Genomic DNA, 1,970 nt, shown 5'->3' with positions numbered 1-1,970 from the left:
TCAGTATGGACGGCCGGGGCGCCTGGCGGGACAACGTGTTCGTTGAGCGGCTGTGGCGCAGCGTCAAATACGAGGAGGTGTATCTGCGGGCCTACGACAGCGTCAGCGACGCTCGCGCCTCGATTGGCCGCTATCTGGACTTCTACAATTGCCGCCGTCCACATTCGAGCCTTGACGGCAGCACACCGGATCAAGCCTACTTCACCCCGCTGCCGCTCCGCACGGCAGCCTAACCCCGGCAGAGGCTCCACTTATCGACGCGGATATTCTGTTCAGACAACCGGGGCCAGCTCAGTCGACTGGGACTGGATCGAACGCGAGATCGCTCCGCTCTACAGCGAGAACGGCAGGCCGGGCATCGAGACCCGCTTCATGATCGGGCTTTTGCTGCTCAAGCACATTTACAAGGGTCGAAAGCGCCCCATCGTCACCCACACCCAAGGGCTCCTGGTCGGAGCGATCGTTCACGCTGCCGACGTCCAGGATCGCGACGGCGCGCCAGATGTCCTGTGCAGCATTCGCTACCGCTTCCCCTGGCTGCGCCATATCTTCGCCGATGGCGGCTATGCCGGCGAAAAGCTCAAGGCGGTGCTGGAAAAGATCGGCCGGTGGACTGTCGAGATCATCAAGCGCTCCGACGCCGCACAGGGCTTCGAGGTGCTTCCGCGCCGCAGGGTGGTCGAACGAACCTTCGCCGGCTCGGCCGCAACCGCAGATTGGCCAAGGACTTCGAGCGAACCCTCGAAAGCGCAACTGCTTGGCTCTTCCTCGCCTCTGTCCAACTCATGACAAGGCGCATCGCAGCGATAAAAACAGCAATGCAATTTTGAGTCAGGCTCTAAGGGGACATGGGAGAGCATGATGGGCTGCATGATGCGCTCGAACTGAAAGTCTGAAAGCCTGATCGAATGAGAGACGTGGGATTACTCGCGGATAGGCGTGTCGGGGTCGGTGCTCTGCACGAGTTCAATGGCCGCAAGGCAATCAACCTTGCGGTGATAACCCTCGCCGGACTCAGCGATCTTGCGCATATTGCGCGCATGTAGCGTCCAGCGCCACTGCTGATTTGCGTCCTGGTATAGATGGAAGTACATGGCCCTCGCTCCTGCGTGGGTGTCCATAAGGCCCGGCAGGGTACGGCAAAAAGGTCGCAGAGGTAGCTACCAGGATTGGCTGGGCGGCAATGGGAACCCAAGGCGTAATAGTACGTGCCGTTCTGTGGGGCGGGAGCTACAAATGGACGAACAGCGCATTCAAATTCTCCGAGAGCTTATTGGAGATCAGATTTGTCCGTCGTCAGATAATTTGAGACCGATCAGGCGGTTTGAGAAGGGAGGCTCTGGCTCATCAGGGGTTAGAGTTTAAGCTGCTCGCAATTGATGCTGCAAGCGGCGGTTTGCGATGGTGTTGCGTTTGATGCGTTTTCGCTCGGCGAGGATCGCCTCGGCCCTACCGAAGTAGACGTCGGCTGGTGTGAGGTTGTCGATGCTCTCGTGGTAGCGAACGTGATTGTATGGCCTAGGCATACGCCTATGTCTGAGATGTTTTCGAAGGTGGAAGTCAATGCTGGCGTTGGCGTACTTGCGTCGGTTTACGATGGCCCGCACCGAACTTTTATCCAGCCGGTTAGAGTGTCGGAGATTGGTACGCCAAGTGACGCGGGCGGAGCAACGGAGTGAGCTGGCCCCGGTTGTCTGAACAGAATATCCGCGTCGATAAGTGGAGCCTCTGCCGGGGTTAGGCTGCCGTGCGGAGCGGCAGCGGGGTGAAGTAGGCTTGATCCGGTGTGCTGCCGTCAAGGCTCGAATGTGGACGGCGGCAATTGTAGAAGTCCAGATAGCGGCCAATCGAGGCGCGAGCGTCGCTGACGCTGTCGTAGGCCCGCAGATACACCTCCTCGTATTTGACGCTGCGCCACAGCCGCTCAACGAACACGTTGTCCCGCCAGGCGCCCCGGCCGTCCATACTGA

At 59.5% G+C, this 1,970-nt stretch carries 3 protein-coding genes and 3 pseudogenes; 3 read left to right on the top strand and 3 right to left on the bottom strand.

Annotation, left to right across the window (positions count from 1 at the left end):
• The 3 genes and pseudogenes from E4K64_RS39680 to E4K64_RS39675 form a co-directional block, all read left to right on the top strand.
• A partial coding sequence (locus E4K64_RS39680; RefSeq protein WP_135164484.1) for an integrase core domain-containing protein occupies nucleotides 1–233 on the top strand: 233 nt, incomplete at its 5' end.
• Nucleotides 234–285: 52 nt separating this feature from the next.
• Nucleotides 286–405 (top strand): annotated as a pseudogene (locus E4K64_RS42080) (transposase); the annotation flags it as partial.
• A pseudogene (locus E4K64_RS39675) lies at nucleotides 406–830 on the top strand (transposase); the annotation flags it as partial. It lies immediately after the preceding pseudogene.
• Nucleotides 831–923: 93 nt separating this feature from the next.
• On the opposite strand, the gene E4K64_RS39670 reads toward E4K64_RS39675, so the two are convergent.
• The 3 genes and pseudogenes from E4K64_RS39670 to E4K64_RS39660 form a co-directional block, all read right to left on the bottom strand.
• Nucleotides 924–1,094: a YegP family protein gene (locus tag E4K64_RS39670; RefSeq protein ID WP_135167629.1), complete on the bottom strand. Its 171-nt coding sequence runs from the start codon at nucleotides 1,092–1,094 to the stop codon at nucleotides 924–926.
• Between the two features lie 267 nt (nucleotides 1,095–1,361).
• Nucleotides 1,362–1,514 (bottom strand): annotated as a pseudogene (locus E4K64_RS39665) (IS3 family transposase); the annotation flags it as partial.
• A gap of 223 nt (nucleotides 1,515–1,737) precedes the next feature.
• A partial coding sequence (locus E4K64_RS39660) for an integrase core domain-containing protein (protein ID WP_135164484.1) occupies nucleotides 1,738–1,970 on the bottom strand: 233 nt, incomplete at its 5' end.

The sequence above is a fragment of the Bradyrhizobium frederickii genome (assembly GCF_004570865.1).
GTDB lineage: Bacteria > Pseudomonadota > Alphaproteobacteria > Rhizobiales > Xanthobacteraceae > Bradyrhizobium > Bradyrhizobium frederickii.
Note: the sequence above shows the minus strand (reverse complement) of the source record. Positions and strands in the feature narration are given on the sequence as shown.

Bases quoted from the DNA above. Each gene is read 5' to 3' on its own strand.
- E4K64_RS39670 (WP_135167629.1), bottom strand. From the start codon at position 1,094: ATGTACTTCCATCTATACCAGGACGCAAATCAGCAGTGGCGCTGGACG.